16 protein-coding genes and 1 pseudogene are annotated in these 14,158 nt (G+C 52.7%); 7 read left to right on the top strand and 10 right to left on the bottom strand.

Annotated elements, in window-relative coordinates:
- Positions 1 to 65: 65 nt before the first annotated feature.
- Positions 66 to 998, top strand: coding sequence for a DNA-binding transcriptional activator PunR (punR, locus tag HV237_RS13175; protein WP_046276348.1), 933 nt, complete (start codon positions 66 to 68; stop codon positions 996 to 998).
- Here punR and purR read toward each other — a convergent pair.
- The gene (purR, locus tag HV237_RS13170) at positions 995 to 2,020 is read right to left on the bottom strand and encodes an HTH-type transcriptional repressor PurR (RefSeq protein WP_003832757.1); all 1,026 of its coding nucleotides are present in this window, start codon (positions 2,018 to 2,020) and stop codon (positions 995 to 997) included. The two genes, punR and purR, sit on opposite strands and share 4 nt — an antisense overlap.
- A 297-nt stretch (positions 2,021 to 2,317) precedes the next feature.
- Here purR and cydH point away from each other — a divergent pair, with 297 nt between their 5' ends.
- Both cydH and HV237_RS13160 read left to right on the top strand, forming a co-directional pair.
- Positions 2,318 to 2,407 (top strand): cytochrome bd-I accessory subunit CydH, encoded by a 90-nt coding sequence (gene cydH / locus HV237_RS13165; protein WP_003029209.1) that lies wholly within the window; start codon positions 2,318 to 2,320, stop codon positions 2,405 to 2,407.
- Between the two features lie 176 nt (positions 2,408 to 2,583).
- Positions 2,584 to 3,753: an MFS transporter gene (locus HV237_RS13160; protein WP_046276347.1), complete on the top strand. Its 1,170-nt coding sequence runs from the start codon at positions 2,584 to 2,586 to the stop codon at positions 3,751 to 3,753.
- Positions 3,754 to 3,793: 40 nt separating this feature from the next.
- Here the strand turns inward: HV237_RS13160 and sodB are convergent, their stop codons facing one another.
- Positions 3,794 to 4,375: a superoxide dismutase [Fe] gene (gene sodB, locus HV237_RS13155; protein ID WP_047358438.1), complete on the bottom strand. Its 582-nt coding sequence runs from the start codon at positions 4,373 to 4,375 to the stop codon at positions 3,794 to 3,796.
- A gap of 127 nt (positions 4,376 to 4,502) precedes the next feature.
- Complete coding sequence (locus HV237_RS13150; protein WP_019076728.1) at positions 4,503 to 5,333, bottom strand: C40 family peptidase; 831 nt, start codon at positions 5,331 to 5,333, stop codon at positions 4,503 to 4,505.
- Positions 5,334 to 5,666: 333 nt separating this feature from the next.
- Here HV237_RS13150 and grxD point away from each other — a divergent pair, with 333 nt between their 5' ends.
- A complete protein-coding gene (gene grxD, locus HV237_RS13145; RefSeq protein ID WP_003832760.1) occupies positions 5,667 to 6,014 on the top strand; it encodes a monothiol glutaredoxin 4 in 348 nt (115 codons plus the stop codon).
- A 54-nt stretch (positions 6,015 to 6,068) separates the two neighbouring features.
- Here grxD and rnt read toward each other — a convergent pair whose 3' ends face one another.
- The 4 genes from rnt to HV237_RS13125 all read right to left on the bottom strand — a co-directional run bounded on the left by rnt (position 6,069) and on the right by HV237_RS13125 (position 9,067).
- The gene (gene rnt / locus HV237_RS13140) at positions 6,069 to 6,716 is read right to left on the bottom strand and encodes a ribonuclease T (RefSeq protein ID WP_016152990.1); all 648 of its coding nucleotides are present in this window, start codon (positions 6,714 to 6,716) and stop codon (positions 6,069 to 6,071) included.
- 94 nt (positions 6,717 to 6,810) lie between these two features.
- Entirely contained in the window at positions 6,811 to 7,218 is a 408-nt protein-coding gene (gene gloA, locus HV237_RS13135) for a lactoylglutathione lyase (RefSeq protein ID WP_003029198.1), read from the bottom strand.
- Between the two features lie 97 nt (positions 7,219 to 7,315).
- Positions 7,316 to 8,413, bottom strand: coding sequence for an alkene reductase (locus HV237_RS13130; protein ID WP_047358437.1), 1,098 nt, complete (start codon positions 8,411 to 8,413; stop codon positions 7,316 to 7,318).
- Positions 8,414 to 8,467: 54 nt separating this feature from the next.
- A complete protein-coding gene (locus tag HV237_RS13125) occupies positions 8,468 to 9,067 on the bottom strand; it encodes a TetR/AcrR family transcriptional regulator (protein ID WP_047358436.1) in 600 nt (199 codons plus the stop codon).
- A 101-nt stretch (positions 9,068 to 9,168) separates the two neighbouring features.
- Here HV237_RS13125 and HV237_RS13120 point away from each other — a divergent pair, with 101 nt between their 5' ends.
- The 3 genes from HV237_RS13120 (at position 9,169) to sodC (ending at position 10,960) form a co-directional block, all read left to right on the top strand.
- A complete protein-coding gene (locus HV237_RS13120) occupies positions 9,169 to 9,408 on the top strand; it encodes a DUF1289 domain-containing protein (RefSeq protein WP_016156428.1) in 240 nt (79 codons plus the stop codon).
- Between the two features lie 49 nt (positions 9,409 to 9,457).
- Positions 9,458 to 10,354, top strand: coding sequence for an aldo/keto reductase family oxidoreductase (locus HV237_RS13115; RefSeq protein ID WP_047358435.1), 897 nt, complete (start codon positions 9,458 to 9,460; stop codon positions 10,352 to 10,354).
- Between the two features lie 81 nt (positions 10,355 to 10,435).
- Positions 10,436 to 10,960 carry a superoxide dismutase [Cu-Zn] SodC gene (gene sodC, locus HV237_RS13110; protein WP_016152994.1) on the top strand — a complete coding sequence of 175 codons (525 nt, stop codon included), beginning with the start codon at positions 10,436 to 10,438 and terminating at the stop codon, positions 10,958 to 10,960.
- Here sodC and HV237_RS13105 read toward each other — a convergent pair.
- The 3 genes and pseudogenes from HV237_RS13105 to HV237_RS13095 form a co-directional block, all read right to left on the bottom strand.
- A pseudogene (locus HV237_RS13105) lies at positions 10,936 to 12,976 on the bottom strand (FUSC family protein). The gene sodC and the pseudogene HV237_RS13105 sit on opposite strands and share 25 nt — an antisense overlap.
- Positions 12,973 to 13,836: an HlyD family secretion protein gene (locus tag HV237_RS13100; RefSeq protein WP_016156431.1), complete on the bottom strand. Its 864-nt coding sequence runs from the start codon at positions 13,834 to 13,836 to the stop codon at positions 12,973 to 12,975. The pseudogene HV237_RS13105 and the gene HV237_RS13100 overlap by 4 nt, the downstream one beginning before the upstream one ends.
- Before the next feature lie 2 nt (positions 13,837 to 13,838).
- Positions 13,839 to 14,075 carry a DUF1656 domain-containing protein gene (locus HV237_RS13095; protein WP_016152997.1) on the bottom strand — a complete coding sequence of 79 codons (237 nt, stop codon included), beginning with the start codon at positions 14,073 to 14,075 and terminating at the stop codon, positions 13,839 to 13,841.
- Between the last annotated feature and the right edge of the window lie 83 nt (positions 14,076 to 14,158).

The raw sequence follows: 14,158 nt of genomic DNA, 5'->3' as shown, positions 1-14,158 counted from the left end.
AGTGTAATTCTTGCTGTGAAACGCTAATATTTGCTTACTGATTTCAAATTTTTTGTAGGCAGAACATGTGGTCGGAATATTCACTTGAAGTTGTGGATGCGGTTGCGCGTAACGGTAGCTTTAGTTCGGCCGCGCAGGAGTTGCACCGCGTACCCTCGGCGGTAAGCTACACCGTGCGTCAACTGGAAGAGTGGCTGGCGGTGCCGCTTTTTGAGCGACGCCATCGGGACGTGGAATTGACGCCTGCCGGTGCATGGTTTCTCAAGGAAGGCCGCTCTGTTATCAAAAAAATGCAGATCACCCGCCAGCAATGTCAGCAAATTGCCAACGGCTGGCGCGGGCAGTTGGCGATCGCGGTAGATAACATTGTCCGCCCGGATCGTACCCGACAGATGATCGTGGATTTCTATCGTCATTTTGATGATGTGGAACTGCTGGTTTTCCAGGAGGTGTTTAACGGTGTCTGGGATGCGCTGTCCGATGGGCGCGTTGAGCTGGCAATCGGCGCCACGCAGGCGATTCCGGTGGGGGGGCGCTATACCTTCCGCGACATGGGAATGCTGAGCTGGAGCTGCGTGGTGGCAAGCCATCATCCGTTGGCGTCAATGCCCGGACCGCTAAGCGACGACACGTTGCGCAACTGGCCGTCGCTGGTGCGTGAAGACACGTCGCGTACGCTTCCTAAGCGTATTACCTGGCTGCTGGATAACCAAAAGCGCGTCGTGGTGCCTGACTGGGAATCTTCTGCGACCTGTTTATCGGCAGGTTTGTGCGTGGGCATGGTACCGACGCATTTTGCCAAACCGTGGATCGATAGCGGCAAATGGGTCGCGCTAAAGCTGGAGAATCCATTTCCTGATGCCGCATGCTGCCTAACATGGCAACAGAACGATACGTCGCCGGCATTGAGCTGGCTGCTGGACTATTTAGGGGATAGTGAAACGCTGAATAAGGAATGGCTGCGGGAGCCCGATGAGGCTCCCGCACCACAGTCTTAACGACGGTAATCGCGGAACGGGCCGTCGGCAACGGAGCGGCGTTCTACCAGGCGCGGATGAACCTCGATAGACTGCGACTCTTCACGTTTATTCACGATACGGTCTAACAGCATGTTGAAGGCCGTTTCCCCCAGTGAATCTTTAGGCTGGTGAATGGTCGTCAGAGCCGGCGTGAAGAAGCGGGCGTTGCGCACGTTGTCGTAACCGATGAGCGAAACATCCTGCGGTACGCGCAGTCCCATCTCGTCAGCGGCGCACAGCGCACCCATCGCCATGATATCGCCACCGCAGAAGACGGCGGTCGGACGATGTGACTGTGACAGAATTTGCTGCATGGCGCGATAGCCGGATTCAGGCTCAAAATCGCCCTGCACAATCCAGTTTTCAGGAACTTTAATCAGCGCTTCTTCCATCGCTTTCATAAAGCCTGCCAGACGCCCGGCTCCGGTATTACGCTCCATTGGGCCTGGGATCACGCCAATCTCACGATGACCGCGTTCTACCAGATACCGACCCGCCATGTAACCGCCTTCGAAGGCGTTATCAATGACCGTATCGGTAAAGTCGGCTTTAGCTTCGCCCCAGTCCATGACGACCATCGGAATATGGCGGTACTCTTCGAGCATCGAAAGCAGCGACTCCGGATACTCAGAACACATCACCAGCAGACCATCAACGCGCTTTTGCGCCATCATTGACAGATAAGCCTGCTGTTTTTCGAGGCTGTTCCATGCGTTACCAAGAATCAGGGTATAGCCTTTCTGGAAACAGTTTTTCTCAACGGCTTCGATAATTTCAGCGAAATAGGCCGCTTCGCTGCTGGTGGCCAGCAAGCCAATAGACTTGGTGTGATTCACCTTCAGGCTGCGCGCCACGGCGCTCGGAGAATAGTGCAGCTCTTTGATCGCCGCCCAGACAGCATTACGCGTTTCTTCCGCGACAAAACGGGTCTTGTTAATTACGTGTGATACGGTTGTAGTGGAAACGTTTGCTCGCTTCGCTACATCTTTAATTGTTGCCATTACATCTCACTCCAGACCATATCCTAAGCTCCTGAGAATACTCCAGGTAAACGTTTGCCTTAACACACCCTTAGCGCAACGTAAGGGTTGCGGCACGCCGGGAAAACGACACGGAACGTCAGGAAGGGGTCAATGGCCGGTACGCTAATCAAGTAAGCGTGGAATTTTGTCTGATCTTAACGAAAAGGGGAAGAGTTAAAAGCAGTTATCAATATAAATCGTGAGAGATTTTTGCTTTCAAGTGTGTAAAAATGCGCAATATCACTTTTTGTGTGGGAATAAAAAGGAGAAAACTTGATGAGCACCGATCTGAAATTTTCGTTAGTGACTACCATTATTGTTCTGGGTTTGATCGTCGCGGGTGGCCTGACCGCAGCGCTGCATTGATTTCCCCCGAGGGAGTTCGCTCTCCCTCATCCTTTCTGCTTGCCTTTCCCGTCGATTGTTTGCGAATAAGCAAAAGTCTTTTGCAATTTTGTTAACTTTATTAATTTTGCGATCAATGTCATGCTTTTGACTCTTATTTTATGTCGCGCCCCGGCTCGACGTTACGGAGTCGAAATATGAAACTCAATTATCCTTTACTGGCGCTGGCGATCGGCGCGTTTGGCATTGGCACCACTGAATTTTCGCCAATGGGATTATTGCCCGTCATTGCCAAAGGTGTGGATGTCTCGATTCCCGCGGCCGGAATGTTAATCAGCGCGTATGCGGTTGGGGTAATGGTGGGTGCTCCGCTGATGACATTACTGCTGTCCCATCGTGCGCGACGTAATGCGTTGATATTCCTGATGGCAATTTTCACGCTGGGCAACGTGCTTTCGGCTATTTCGCCGGATTACACCACCCTGATGTTATCGCGTATTTTGACCAGTCTGAACCATGGGGCATTTTTTGGTCTTGGCTCCGTTGTCGCTGCAAGCGTAGTACCCAAACATAAGCAGGCCAGCGCCGTGGCAACCATGTTTATGGGGTTGACCATTGCCAATATTGGCGGCGTTCCTGCGGCGACCTGGCTTGGTGAAACCATCGGCTGGCGTATGTCGTTTATGGCAACGGCGGGTCTGGGCGTCATCGCCATGGTCAGCCTGTTCTTCTCATTACCCAAAGGTGGGGCGGGAGAGCGCCCGGATGTCCGTAGCGAACTGGCGGTACTTATGCGTCCGCAGGTGCTGTCGGCGCTGCTGACGACAGTTCTGGGAGCCGGGGCGATGTTCACGCTTTATACCTATATCTCACCAGTGTTACATACAATCACACATGCCACACCGGCGTTTGTGACCGGTATGCTGGTGCTGATTGGCGTTGGCTTCTCTATCGGTAACTATCTTGGTGGCAAACTGGCTGACCGTTCCGTCAACGGTACGCTGAAAGGCTTTTTACTGCTGCTGATGGTTATTATGCTGGCCATTCCTTTCCTGGCGCGTAATGAGCTGGGTGCGGCAGTTAGTATGGTGGTCTGGGGGGCAGCGACGTTTGCGGTCGTTCCGCCGTTGCAGATGCGCGTGATGCGCGTTGCCAGCGAAGCGCCTGGATTATCATCGTCAGTCAACATTGGCGCGTTTAATCTGGGGAATGCTCTGGGTGCCGCAGCCGGTGGGGCGGTGATTTCCGGTGGGTTGGGCTACAGCTTTGTTCCGGTGATGGGGGCAATTGTGGCGGGGCTTGCGCTGCTGCTGGTCTTTATCTCGGCGCGCAAACAGCCTGAAGAGGCTTTCACTACCGCGAATTAATGCTAAAACGCAGAAGGGTTCTCCTTCTGCGTCATCTTTTTTATGCTGCGAAGTTCTTCGCAACAAATTCCCAGTTCACCAGCGCCCAGAAGTTTTCCAGGTAGCCAGGACGGGCATTGCGATAATCGATGTAGTAGGCGTGTTCCCATACGTCAACGGTCATCAGCGGCGTCGCGTCGGTGGTCAGCGGTGTACCTGCATTGGAGGTGGAAACGATAGCCAGTTTGCCATCCGTTCCTTTTACCAGCCAGGTCCAGCCAGAACCGAAGTTTTTAATAGCGGCATCGGTGAACTGCGCTTTGAAAACCGCAAAGCTGCCAAAGGAGGCGGCAATTGCTTCGGCCAGTTTACCGGTAGGTTCGCCACCTGCGTTCGGTGCCAGGCAGTTCCAGTAGAACGTGTGGTTCCATACCTGTGCTGCGTTATTGAATACACCGCCTTCAGAGCTACGTACGATCTCTTCCAGTGATTTGCCTTCAAACGCCGTGCCTTTAATCAGGTTGTTCAGATTAGTCACGTAAGTTTGATGGTGTTTGCCATAGTGATATTCCAGCGTTTCGGCAGAAATGTGCGGTGCCAGAGCATCTTTGGCATACGGTAATGCAGGTAATTCAAACGACATTGCTTCTCTCCTTATTATTTATATTGAGTACACACAATAGCCTCATTGTGAGTAAGGATAGGGTAGCAAATTGAAAGGTTATGCAAAAGAAGAACTTACCCTACAGCATGTACTGTAGGGTAAGTTTTTAACGAATTGTTTTTGGCGTCATTACCCGACGAGCGCCCACATAGTGGCGCTGCCAGTAATCTTCACTCAGAGAGGTGATTTGAATTTCCTGGCCGCTGCGCGGTGACTGAATAAACTTACCGTTGCCAACATAAACGCCAACGTGATCGGCAGTTCCACGCCCCTGGGTACGGAAAAATACCAGGTCGCCATTTTTCAGTTCGCCACGTTCAATCGGCGCGGCATCGCGCAGATGATACATTTCGTTCGCAGTGCGTGGAATGCGGAATTTCACCAGATCTTTATAGGCGTAATAGACCAGACCGCTGCAGTCAAACCCGGTTCTTGGTGAGGTGCCGCCCCAGCGATAAGGCTTGCCGATTTGGTTCATCAGCGTGGACATGGCGGTTTTAGTGGCTTTCTGCACTTTCACTTTATGCGCGTCAGCCAGCGTCGTTGGTGCGGTGGTTTTCACTTTTACACAGCGCGGCTTATGACCTTTGCGCGGCGTGCATTTTTCAGTCCAGGTAACGGCAGCGGTTTGTGCTGCGGTGTTTTTACCACGACGGTTTGCCGTTTTAGTCGACTTTGCCGGAGCGGCAGTGCGATGTTTAGAAGAGGAAGCGGTTTTGGTGCTGGTTTTGCTGGTGGTTTTTGTCGCCGTTTTTTTGCTGGTCTTTGTTGTTTTTTGGCTGGTTGTTGCGCTTTTCTTTTTATCTACCGTTTTGATGGTGTGGGAATGGGTAGGTGTCGTCCTGGCCTGCTTGGAAGCATGAGCCATGGGCGTAAAGGGCAGTGTAGTAAAAAGTAAAGCACAGAGCGTGATCGAGATTCGGTTTATCCGCGCCACTGAGCAATCCTCTGGTAAGGCAGGTCTATCATGCCTGCGTGTGATTTTCAAAACTTGATGATTCTAATCTATAGAAAGAGGGAAAGTTAATAGCTTTTTTGTTTAAAACTACGTTTCGTAACCGACCGCAAAAAAAATCAGCAATTAAAGTTGGCGTTGGTGAACGAATAATCAAATCCACAGGCTTTAAGGGGATAAATGAGATTGTGAATGCAACTTTTGGCGTCAGGGGATAAAATAATAACGCGTAATGAAAATGTTATTTTCCGTTGCCTGTCTGACCCGCTACAATGTCAGACTACTGCCGTAAAAGAAGTTTAAGGAAGCAAGATAATGAGCACCACTATCGAAAAAATCCAGCGCCAGATCGCTGAAAACCCGATTCTCCTATACATGAAAGGTTCCCCTAAACTGCCAAGCTGCGGTTTCTCCGCTCAGGCTGTGCAGGCGCTGTCCGCCTGTGGTGAACGCTTTGCTTATGTTGATATTCTGCAGAACCCGGATATTCGCGCCGAGCTGCCGAAATACGCAAACTGGCCAACCTTCCCGCAGCTGTGGGTTGATGGCGAGCTGGTTGGCGGCTGTGACATTTTGATCGAAATGTACCAGCGCGGTGAGTTGCAGCAGCTGATTAAAGAAACAGCGGCGAAATACAAAACCGAAGAGCCGGACGCTGAATAATATCAGCGTAAATAAAAAAGCGACCTCGTGATGGTCGCTTTTTTTATCGGTCCGTTATGCCTCTTCAGGCACGGGAAGAGGCCAGCCGCCGAGACGTTTCCAGCGGTTAACAATTTCGCAAAACAGCACGGCCGTCCGTTCGGTGTCATACAGCGCCGAGTGCGCCTGAGTCCCGTCAAATTCCATTCCTGCCGCCAGGCACGCTTTCGATAACACAGTTTGCCCCAGAGACAGGCCGCTTAAGGCCGCAGTATCAAAGGTGACGAACGGATGAAATGGATTACGTTTGAGCGAGGCGCGTTCTGCAGCGGCCATCATAAAACTGTGGTCGAACGTAGCGTTATGCGCCACCATGATCGCCCGATTGCAGCCGCTGTCTTTAATCCCTTTACGCACCATTTTAAAGATGGCATGCAGAGCGTCATATTCGCTGACCGCGCCGCGTAGCGGATTGTTAGGGTCAATTCCGTTAAAGGCGAGGGCTTCCGGCTGCAAATTCGCGCCTTCAAATGGCTCTACGTGGAAATGTAACGTCGTGTCCGGCATCAGCCAGCCTTGTTCATCCATTTTCAGTGTGATGGCTGCGATCTCAAGCAGCGCATCGGTTTTGGCATTGAACCCTGCGGTTTCGACATCAATGACGACAGGATAAAAACCACGAAAACGGTCACACAGACCGGAAAGTTGAGCGTTATCGGACATCTGGGTCTCTTAATACGGGAAAATTGCAGCGCGTATTATGGCAAAATGATGAGTATAAAACTACGGGCACAGACGATCTGCGCCCGTGGGGAGGTTAGTCGCCCAGGCCGCGCCCGGCGTCTTTCTCTTCGATCAGTTCAATTTTGTAACCGTCTGGATCTTCAACGAACGCAATTACGGTGGTGCCGCCTTTTACCGGACCGGCTTCACGCGTGACGTTACCGCCATTCTGACGAATACGTTCACAGGCTTCGGCCGCGTTGTCTACGCTCAGGGCGATATGGCCGTAGGCAGTGCCCAGCTCATACTTGTCGACACCCCAGTTATAGGTCAGTTCGATCACGGCTTCGCTGGTTTCAGGACCGTAGCCGACAAAGGCCAGGGAGTATTTGTATTCAGGGTTTTCGCTGGTTCGCAGCAGCTTCATGCCCAGCACGTTGGTATAAAACTCGATGGAACGCTGCAGGTCACCCACGCGCAGCATGGTATGAAGTAAACGCATCTTTTTCCCCTTCGAAAATGGCTAATACATTCAAAATGTTGTTTTAGTATAGCGGCGTTGTTACGCCGCTATCAATGGCAGAACGGAGTTTGTGACGTTAGAGGGTAGGATAATCGGTGTAACCTTCCGCGCCGCCGCCGTAGAAGCTTTCGGCACGTTGCGGATTCAGCTCCGCTTTACGCTGCAGGCGCGCAACCAGATCCGGGTTAGCGATATAGGCGCGACCAAAAGCAACGGCGTCGATCAGGCCCTTCTCGATCAGTGCTTCTGCTTTTTCAGGTGTGTAGGCACCCGCACCAATGATCGGACCGTGGAAACGCGCACGAACTTTTTCGCGAAACGCATCGGAATACGGCTCGCCGCCAGCCCAGTCCGGCTCAGACATATGCAGGTAAGCGATTCCGCGCTTGCCCAGTTGTTCAATCAGATACAGCGCATCGGCTTCTTCGTTCGGGCCGTTGTCAACGTTCTGGAATGAGCCAATCGGGGAGACGCGAATACCGATGCGATCGGCACCCCATTCTTTAATACCGGCATCGACAACTTCCAGCACCAGACGTGCACGATTTTCGATGCTGCCGCCGTATTGATCGGTACGCTGGTTAGACGTTGGCGACAGGAACTGGTGCAGCAGATAGCCGTGAGCGGAGTGCAGTTCAACCATGTCGAAACCCGCTTCGCGCGCGTTGGCAATCGCCTGACGGAAGTCATTAACGATGCCGGGAATTTCTTCCGTTTCCAGCGCACGCGGCATTGAGGTATCCGCACGCGTTGCCAGACCATTTTCATCACGCAGCGAGGTCCGGGTACCGGCGCTAATCGCGGAAGGTGCGACCGGTGCCTGACCGTTGGGCTGCAGACTGGCGTGAGAGATGCGCCCGGTATGCCACAGCTGGACCGCAATATGACCTTGCTCCGCATGTACGGCAGCGGTGATTTTTTTCCATGCGGCAATTTGCGCTTCGCTGTGTAAGCCGGGTGCCCCCGCATAGCCTTTCGCCTGCGCGGAAATCTGTGTAGCTTCACTGATGATAAGACCCGCGCTGGCGCGTTGACGGTAATACTCGGCCATCAGCGGAGTAGGGATGTCGCCAGGCTCAATGCTGCGCAGACGCGTCAGTGGCGCCATGAATACGCGGTTTGCTGCCGTAATAGCACCCACTTTCAGTGGGGAAAAAAGTTTTTCAGATGACATATGGCACTCCTGAATAGACCGGTCGTCTAGTAATAAAAGAAATAAAAACGCCTGTTAAACGGCAGGCGTAGTAATGATGGTTTTAACGTGCACCAGCGCATTTTCCAGCGGGGTGGCGCTACGAGAAATCTTGGCCTGCAGGTTGGCGCCCAGCCACAGAGCATACAATACCTGCGCCTGTTGTAACGGCTCGCCAACAAAGGACAGACAATGATTTGCCTGACCTTTCTCCAGCGCCTGCGCTAACAGCGCAATAATGTGCCGCGCGCCTTTATCCATCGCCGTGCGCATATCTTCTGACAGATCGCACACTTCGGCAGACAGTTTTACGGTTAAACAACCGCTGATAATGCCGTGCTGGCTAAACTGGTTCAGAGTTTCCTGATAGTAGGCCAGAATACGGTCGCGATAGTTTCCTGCCCCCGTATCAAAGTGCGTAGCCAGTCGCTGATGATAGGCCGCATAGTGGCGTTCCAGCATCGCAACACCGAACGCTTCTTTAGAGCGAAAATAGTGATAAAACGAACCTTTGGGGACTTCAGCGGTTTTCAGTAGTTCGCTTAAGCCCATACCGGTGAAACCGCGCTGCATGCACAGCAGTTCGCCAGTCGCCAGCAGATGTTCGCGTGTATCGTGTTCAGTGATTTTGTTCATGGAAAGGAGTGTAATAGACCAGTCGGTCTAATGCAATAGCGCTTGCGAGAAATTCAGTTAACGTCTTCAATAGGTATATCAATCTTACGAAAGGAGGGGATGTGGCCGAACAGCTGGAGTTTTTCCCCGTCCAGAGCCCATGCCGTGGAATATGTCAGTCTGACGAGCGCGGTTTTTGCCGTGGCTGTTTTCGCAGTCGGGATGAGCGTTTTAACTGGCAAAAGATGAGCGATGCCGAAAAGCAGGAAGTGCTACGGCTTTGTCGTCAGCGCCTGATGCGTAAATTACGAGCAAACAAAGCCAACCCTTCGGAAGAACCGCAACAACCTTCACTCTTTTAAAAGCGTAATTGCGTATACTCGATGCACATTCACTTATAAGGAAGCTGCTATGGTTCAGCGTATTACTATTGCGCCGCAAGGTCCGGAATTTTCTCGCTTTGTAATGGGGTATTGGCGCCTGATGGACTGGAATATGTCCGCGCGCCAGCTAGTCAGCTTTATTGAAGAACATCTGGATCTGGGTGTTACCACCGTCGATCACGCCGATATTTACGGCGGATACCAGTGTGAAGCGGCGTTTGGTGAGGCACTGAAGCTGGCCCCGCATCTGCGTGAAAAAATGCAGATTGTTACCAAGTGCGGGATCGCCACGACGGCGCGCACGGAAAATGCGCTGGGTCATTACATCACCGACAGCGCGCATATTATTGCCAGTGCGGAAGCATCGTTGAAGTTACTGGCGACCGATCATATTGATTTGCTGCTCATCCACCGTCCCGATCCGCTCATGGATGCGGACGACGTCGCCGACGCGTTCAAAAAATTGCACCATAGCGGAAAAGTGCGTCACTTTGGCGTATCTAACTTCACCCCGGCACAGTTCTCACTGCTGCAATCGCGTCTGCCGTTCACGCTGGCGACTAACCAGGTTGAGATCTCACCGGTACATCAGCCGCTCCTGCTGGATGGTACTTTAGATCAACTGCAACAACTACGCATTCGTCCGATGGCCTGGTCCTGCCTCGGCGGTGGTCGTCTGTTTAATGACGATGCGTTCCAGCCATTACGTAATGAACTTGCCACAATCGCAGAAGAGTTAAACGCGCAGTTCATTGAGCAGGTGGTGTACGCCTGGATTTTACGTCTGCCGTCTCAGCCGCTGCCGATTATTGGCTCAGGGAAGATAGAGCGTGTACGTGCTGCCGTTGAGTCTGAGTCATTGAACATGTCTCGCCAGCAGTGGTTCCGTATTCGCAAAGCCGCGCTGGGTTACGACGTACCGTAATCGCGTTTTTGACGCTTCTCCGTTCAAATTTGTGTCACTGGTTTACACTTATCAATCAGACACCTTTTGGACGGAGGTCTTATGAAGCGTTTGAGTTTGGCCATTATTACTCTACTCGCCTGTGCAGGTGCGCAGGCTGCCAGTGAAGAAAAAGTGACGATGAATCTGGTAACGTCGCAAGGCGTCGGCCAGGCGATTGGTACGGTCACTATTGTTGAAACCGGGAAAGGGCTGGAGTTTACGCCCGATCTGAAAGCGCTACCGCCGGGTGAACATGGCTTCCATGTGCATGCGAATGGCAGTTGCCAACCGGCGATTAAAGAAGGAAAAGCCTCAGCCGCGGAATCGGCTGGAGGCCATTATGATCCGCACCAAACCGGCAAGCACGAAGGTCCGGAAGGCGCAGGCCACATGGGCGACCTGCCGCTGCTGGTGGTGAATAACGACGGTAACGCCACAACACCGGTCATTGCGCCGCGGCTGAAAACGCTCGATGAGGTTAAAGGCAAAGCGCTGATGATCCATGTCGGTGGCGATAATATGTCCGATCAACCAAAACCGCTTGGCGGTGGCGGAGCGCGCTACGCTTGTGGCGTTATCAAATAATCAATTGCCTAGCGTACCCGGCGGAGGCGCCTGTTCGAGCTGAGAAAGCGAGCAGTGTAGTCGCCAGATAAGCGCCGACAGTTCTTGCGCCGCAGGTTGATGATGGTGGGCGAGCGTGTCGCAAATACGCTGTAGCTCACTCAGCGTGGCATTCAGCGGTCGTTGCTGGACGCCGCGCTCACTCATTACGTCGCGAAGCAGCGAAATACACACGTCTCTGACGCGAGCCAGAGGATCTGAACGCACCTCCCAGGTGCGCAGTTGCCACACCACGTGCGAGCAGTTCAGCAAGACAACCCCCCAACGCAATAGCCAGCGTCGCGCCAGTGCATCCTGACTGTTGCTGAGCTGGCTGACGTGGTGATAGGTCAGCGACTCAAATTCGTTTTCACTGAGCGAGGGATGTCGGCTGAGCTGATCGACAAAATCCCGGCGCAGGGCGCGAATATGGCGGCGACCTTTCCGCGCATCCGATCCGGGCCGTAGAATGGCGAATGCCAGCCACGATAGCGCCACGCCGGTTATTTTCGCCATATTGTCATTCAGGAAATCAGCAAAATCATAAACCGGCGGATTAGTCACCGCGATAAACGATCCCATAAACACGATTAGCTGTCCCCAAAGACCCGCCAGCGCTGGCATTTGCAGCTTCAGGAGTTGCATGGTAGCGAGCAACGGGAAGAGAAACAGAATGAATTGCCAGAGGTCAGAGATTTGCACCATCAGGCCAAACTTAACCACAAAGCTAAACAGCGACAGCAGAACCAGCGTGCGCATCAGCAAAGAAAGTGACTTGAACGGCGTGGCTACGGCGGAATAGAGCACGCTGCTGATGGCCGCGAGCGTTAGTGCGCCAGAGCCTGATTCCCATTGCGCGCCAATGCTCCATGCGCCGATAAGCATCAGGGTACAGAACGTACGCAATCCGCTCCAGAGGGCTTCCGCATTATCGGTATGACGGGCAAGTCCTGGCGTGCGGGCGATAGTAATACGCTCGGCGGTAACGCCATTTTCCAGTAAATGCAGATAATGACTGCTGCGTAAGTACAGCCGACAAAAATAACGCAGTCGTTGCCAGAAGGCGACGTGCCGATAGTCGCGCGCATCGAGGGGACGCAGGGGGGCGATAATACGCGCGACGGTGTAGGTGTCGGTATTGGATTTGACCAGCTCGCTGAGCAGTTGTTCGATGATTTGCCGGGTATTAGCCGGGGGATTGGGCCAGTTCAGTAGCATCCTGCGCAGACTGGATATCACGCTGGTCATACGTAACTGCTGATGCAACAGCGAATTGAGCAACGCATTTTGACGGCGAAAACGGTAGTGACTCCAGAACGCCTGAATGCGCAGCAGGTTCATGGTCAGAATCTGACCGATAACACCTTCATGGGCTGTGCGAATCGCATCTGTTGTCTCCGGTTGCCAGAGTAAGCTGGCATGCTCCAGTAAACGCGAATGCATGTTTTTCAGCGCGGTAAGCAACGTGGTGCCATCGGAGGTGCTGGGCAGGATCATCATCATCATGCCGCCGCACAGGATACCGACGATGACCTCGCATACGCGGGCCTGAGCGATATCCCACAACTGCGTAATCTCTATGGTATTGACCATGGGAAAAGCAATGATCGCCGCCGTATAACCGGCCAGTTGAAAGGCATAGGCGACGTTATTGGTGAAATGCGCGCATGCCCAGGTACAAAAACCGATCCACACTGACATGCTCAGCAAAAACAACCACGGCTCATTGAGGGTATGACCGGCAATAATCAACGCGGCGGTGGCGCCCAGTAAGCTACCCGCAACACGACCCAGACTTTTGCTGATAACCCCGCCGACGGTGGGAAAGCTGACCACTGCCGCCGAGGTCATCGCCCAGTAGGGCTCATCCAGATTCAGGTAATAGGCGAACGTTAACGCCAGACACATCGCAATGGTATTTCGCAACGCATAACGCCACTGCGCTACCGTGGCTTTAAACCACGGCCAATGGCCTGGCATCAGGTGGGACAGTTTCATTTACGCTGGCCGATAGACACGCTGCAGGTCGTACCAGAAACTAGGGTGACATTCTGCGGCAGAGCGTCGAATTCGATGCGGACCGGAACGCGTTGGGCCAGACGCACCCACGGCACATTGGGTTTGATGTCGGGAATCAGACCGGAATCGCTTTCCACACTTTGGTCGTAGATGGCGCGACCAATACTGGATACGTGACCCTGTAACTTTATGTTGCCGCTGTAGAGCGTGATAACCGCAGGCGCACCTTCACGAATGTGGCGCAATTTGGTTTCTTCAAAATACCCCATCACATAGAAAGAGTGGCTGTCGACAAGGGCAAACAGGGGCTTACCGGTTGAGGCGTAGTCTCCAGTACGAGTTGAAAGGTTGGTGACCCAGCCCGCTACGGGCGCTTTGACCACAGTCTGCGTCAGTTGCCACTGTGCCTGGCGCAGGCTGGCCTCGGCTGCTTCAACGCTGGCCTGCATGGCTTTCACGTTGAGGTTAGCAGTATCCAGATCTTCGGCTGAGATATAATTTTGCGATAAATGACGGCGGCGGTTGGCTTCGTTATTGGCTTTCGCCAGATCGGACTGTGCCTTCGCCAGCTGCGCTTGCGCATTCAGTTCAGCAATGTGAAACGGCGTCTTGTCGATGATAAAAAGGACATCGCCTTTGTTAACAAACTGGTTATCTTTTATATTGAGTTCGCTAATGCTGCCTGAGACCTGCGGCGTGATGCTGACCTGCTCAGCTCGCACTTTGCCATCACGTGTCCAGGGCGATTGCATATAGTAATTCCACATCCACCATCCGGCGAAAACTGCGATGGCAGCGACTATAATGGTGGAGAAGTATTTAATGGTTTTAAGCGACATAATCACCACACAATCAGCATTACAAAGGCCAGACATACGCAAAGCGTAAAGAGTGACAGATCCATTAACAGGGGATGCCAGATTTCGCCGGAGTAAATCCAGTCGCGCAGGAGGCGATGAACAATCAGCCAGAGAATAAATCCTGCTACAAACGCCTTGAAAACAGGAGGGAAGTAGACAGATGCTCCGATCATTAAATCTTGTAGGGGCAATCCTGTTGCATTAAACATAAACTTCACGGGCAAAATCCTTGGCGGAAGAGAGCATTGCTATAGGTTTAGCAAAAAAGAGACAATGAGTCTCTGTAACGCATAATGTCTGA

This window comes from Citrobacter sp. RHBSTW-00570 (assembly GCF_013739755.1).
Taxonomy (GTDB): Bacteria; Pseudomonadota; Gammaproteobacteria; order Enterobacterales; family Enterobacteriaceae; genus Citrobacter; species Citrobacter braakii.
This window is presented reverse-complemented; position numbering and strand designations above follow the sequence as displayed.

Bases quoted from the DNA above. Each gene is read 5' to 3' on its own strand.
- HV237_RS13160 (WP_046276347.1), top strand. From the start codon at position 2,584: ATGAAACTCAATTATCCTTTACTGGCGCTGGCGATCGGCGCGTTTGGC.
- grxD (WP_003832760.1), top strand. From the start codon at position 5,667: ATGAGCACCACTATCGAAAAAATCCAGCGCCAGATCGCTGAAAACCCG.
- purR (WP_003832757.1), bottom strand. From the start codon at position 2,020: ATGGCAACAATTAAAGATGTAGCGAAGCGAGCAAACGTTTCCACTACA.
- gloA (WP_003029198.1), bottom strand. From the start codon at position 7,218: ATGCGTTTACTTCATACCATGCTGCGCGTGGGTGACCTGCAGCGTTCC.
- HV237_RS13125 (WP_047358436.1), bottom strand. From the start codon at position 9,067: ATGAACAAAATCACTGAACACGATACACGCGAACATCTGCTGGCGACT.
- HV237_RS13115 (WP_047358435.1), top strand. From the start codon at position 9,458: ATGGTTCAGCGTATTACTATTGCGCCGCAAGGTCCGGAATTTTCTCGC.
- HV237_RS13130 (WP_047358437.1), bottom strand. From the start codon at position 8,413: ATGTCATCTGAAAAACTTTTTTCCCCACTGAAAGTGGGTGCTATTACG.
- cydH (WP_003029209.1), top strand. From the start codon at position 2,318: ATGAGCACCGATCTGAAATTTTCGTTAGTGACTACCATTATTGTTCTG.
- punR (WP_046276348.1), top strand. From the start codon at position 66: ATGTGGTCGGAATATTCACTTGAAGTTGTGGATGCGGTTGCGCGTAAC.
- sodB (WP_047358438.1), bottom strand. From the start codon at position 4,375: ATGTCGTTTGAATTACCTGCATTACCGTATGCCAAAGATGCTCTGGCA.
- sodC (WP_016152994.1), top strand. From the start codon at position 10,436: ATGAAGCGTTTGAGTTTGGCCATTATTACTCTACTCGCCTGTGCAGGT.
- HV237_RS13100 (WP_016156431.1), bottom strand. From the start codon at position 13,836: ATGTCGCTTAAAACCATTAAATACTTCTCCACCATTATAGTCGCTGCC.
- rnt (WP_016152990.1), bottom strand. From the start codon at position 6,716: ATGTCCGATAACGCTCAACTTTCCGGTCTGTGTGACCGTTTTCGTGGT.